The following is a 3,163-nucleotide window of genomic DNA, read 5'->3' as shown; positions in this document are numbered from 1 at the left end:
AGTTCCGCCCGTGCCGCGGCGATCGCCACCCCGGTTTCGGCCATCTGTGTCTCGATCGCGTCGAACCAGGCGCTGTCGCGCGATCCTTCGGTAAGTAGGCGGTTACGGCCGCGCATCGCCTTTTCGTAGTCGAGGGCCCGCTGGCCATGGTTCGGATCGATCGCCAGCACAAGGCGGTCGAGGAAGCGGCGGCGGTCGGCGGCCGGCCCTGGAAACAGCCCGTCCATCGCCGGCGTCAGCCAGACGACCCGCAGCCACTCCAGCATATCGTCAGCCGACTTCGCCGGCGCGCCGTTGATGCGAACGCGCCTGCCGCCTTCTCCGGCGGCATCTGCACCGGAAACGCCGGTGCCGATTTCGACCTGGCCTTCCGGCCCCTCGATCCGGGCATGCAGGGCAAAGCCGCCATCGCCGCCTTCGCGCGCCACGTCGGCATAGGGCGCGCGGCGCAGCCCGCGTCCGGGCGTCAGCAGCGAGATGGCTTCGAGCAGGTTGGTCTTGCCGGCGCCATTGTCGCCGGACAGCACCACGGCGCCGGGGTCGAGCTCAAGCGAAAGTCCCGCATAGTTGCGGAAGTTTGTAAGCGTTAGCTTACTTATATGGGTTTGTTCCGGCAACCGCTGTCCGCCCGTGCAAGCCGCCGCAATCATCATTCCATCGCCAGCCGGCGCGAAACCCGATGCGCTACACCCGCATCGGCATCAGCACATAGAGCGCGGTCTCGTCGGCCATGTCGTGGATCAGCGTCGGCGACCCGGCATCCGCCAGCATGAACTTCGCCTCCGAGCCGGTGAGTTGGGCGGCGACGTCGAGCAGATATTTGGCGTTGAAGCCGATCTCGATCGGATCGGACGAATAGTCGGCCGCCAGCTCCTCGGTGGCGCTGCCCGAATCCGGATTGTTGACGGCGAGCGTGAGCTGGCCGTCGTTGATCGACATTTTCACTGCCCGGCCGCGCTCCGACGAAATGGTCGAGACGCGGTCGACGGCGGCGGCGAAGCTCTGGCGGTCGATGATCAGCTTCTTGTCGTTGCCGGTCGGAATGACGCGCTGATAGTCGGGGAAGGTGCCGTCGATCAGCTTCGAAGTCAGGATGACGCTGCCGATGGTGAAGCGGATCTTGGTGTCCGACAGCTCCGTCGTCACCGCCACATCCGGGTCGTCGACCAGCTTCTGCAGCTCGCTCACCGTCTTGCGCGGAATGATGATGCCGGGCATGCCTTCGGAGCCTGCCGGTGCGTCGATTTCGGCGCGCGCCAGGCGGTGCCCGTCGGTCGCGACCGAGCGCAGCTTCAGCTTGCCGCCAACCTCATGCGTGTGCAGGAAGATGCCGTTGAGATAGTAGCGCGTCTCTTCGGTCGAGATGGCGAACTGCGTCTTCTCGATCAGGCCTTTGAGCGCCGCCGAGTCGAGCCGGAAGATGTGCGAGAAGGAGCCGGCCGAAAGTTCCGGGAAATCGGACTGCGGCAGGCACTGCAGGCGGAAGCTGGAGCGGCCCGACGTGACCGTCATCGCATTGCCGTCCTCGTCGGTCTTCAGCATGACCTCGGCGCCGTCGGCCAGCTTGCGCACGATGTCGTAGAGCAGGTGCGCCGGGACCGTCGTCGCGCCGCCGCGCTCGACCTTGGCGGGCGTGGCTTCCGTCACCTCGAGGTCGAGGTCGGTCGCTTTCATCTCGAGGCTCGCGCCTTCTGCGCTGAGCAGCACATTCGACAGGATCGGTATGGTGTTGCGCCGCTCCACCACGCGATGAACGTGGTTGAGGGACTTCAGGAGATTGGACCGTTCCAGGATAACACGCATGACGAAACAGGCTCGCTTCAATGAATGGGCGGGGCACCAAGGGGCGGCATCCCGCGACAGCTCCGAAAAGCTCAGAATCTGTGTAAGCTGACAGTAAAAAGCCTGCAAACGCAAGCCCGCGACACCGGTTCCGGCCGGTTGCGCGGGCTTTCTGGGGATAAAGCCGGCGAACTGCGCCGCCGCCCCTTTTTCGGACCGCTCAGGCCTGCTCGTTGATCAGCCTTCTGAGCAGTTCGAGCTCCTGCGCCAGCGTGTTGTCGGCACCGGAAAGATCCTCGATCTTGCGCACGGCATGGAGCACCGTCGTGTGGTCGCGGCCGCCGAAACGCCGCCCGATTTCCGGCAGCGAGCGCGGCGTCATCACCTTCGACAGATACATTGCCACCTGCCGCGGCTTGACGATGGTGCGCGTGCGCCGGTTGGACAGCAGCTCCGTCTTCGACACGTTGTAGTGGCGCGCCACGATGCGCTGGATGTCCTCGATGCGCACCCGCTTCGGCTCGCCCGAGCGGTAGATGTGGCCGAGGATCTCGTCGATGCGGTCGATGGTGATCTGCGGCTCGAAGGACTGGCGGAACAGAAGCTGGTTGAAGGCGCCTTCGAGCTCGCGTCCGCTGCCTGTCACAGTGCGCGCGACGTGATCGAGGATATCGTCCGAAATGTCGAGCGAGGCATCGTCGACCTTGGCGGTGGCGAGGCGCAGCTTCAGCATGCCGAGGCGCATGGCGAAATCCGGCGCCGACATTTCGAGCGCCACGCCGCCGTTGAGGCGCGAACGCACGCGCGGCTCCAGCGATTCCAGTTCCGACGGCGGCCGGTCGGCGGCGACCACCACCTGCTTGGCGCTGTCGAGCAGCATGTTGATCAGGTGGCAGAACTCATGCTGGATCGACTTGCCCTGCAGGAACTGCATGTCGTCGATGATCAGAAGATCGATATCGCGCAATTGCTCTTTGAGGGTGAGCGCATTGTTGTCGCGGATGGCGGTGGCGAAGCGCCACATGAAATATTCCGCCGTCAGATAGACCACGCGCGATTTCGGGTTGTGCCGCAGCGATTCCGCCGCGATCGCCTGCAAAAGGTGCGTCTTGCCCAGTCCGACGGTCGCGTGAAGGAAGAGCGGGTTGAAGCGCACGGCGCTCGACTGCGATTCCGCCACCGCCTTGGCGGCCGCGAAGGCCACCCGGTTCGAGGGTCCTTCGATGAACGAGGCGAAAGTGTAGCGCGGGTCGAGTGGCGACCCCAGCACATTGTGGCGGAACTCGGTCTCCACCGGCGCGCCGCCCTGGCGAGGCGCCGGCGCCCGCTCCACCCGGCCGTTGCTTGCGGTGCCGGCGGCGAGCACGGTCTGCGTCTGTTT

The 3,163-nt window shown here is 65.2% G+C and carries 3 protein-coding genes; all 3 read right to left on the bottom strand.

The window, feature by feature from the left end; translation table 11 throughout:
- A partial coding sequence (locus tag EOA38_RS31810; protein ID WP_145966162.1) for an AAA family ATPase occupies positions 1-617 on the bottom strand: 617 nt, incomplete at its 3' end.
- Positions 618-684: 67 nt separating this feature from the next.
- Positions 685-1,803, bottom strand: a complete 1,119-nt coding sequence (dnaN, locus tag EOA38_RS31805; protein ID WP_126090335.1) for a DNA polymerase III subunit beta — start codon at positions 1,801-1,803, stop codon at positions 685-687.
- Positions 1,804-2,002: 199 nt separating this feature from the next.
- On the bottom strand, positions 2,003-3,163 hold a 1,161-nt coding region (gene dnaA / locus EOA38_RS31800), incomplete at its 5' end, for a chromosomal replication initiator protein DnaA (protein WP_127301087.1).

The organism is Mesorhizobium sp. M1E.F.Ca.ET.041.01.1.1 (assembly GCF_003997355.1).
In the GTDB taxonomy this organism is placed as follows: Bacteria; Pseudomonadota; Alphaproteobacteria; order Rhizobiales; family Rhizobiaceae; genus Mesorhizobium.
The sequence above is the reverse complement of the archived record's forward strand: the minus strand, read 5'-3'. Positions and strand labels throughout refer to the sequence as shown.

What these genes read in the sequence shown, in the direction of transcription:
- dnaN (WP_126090335.1), bottom strand. Translation starts at nt 1,803, where the DNA reads ATGCGTGTTATCCTGGAACGGTCCAATCTCCTGAAGTCCCTCAACCAC.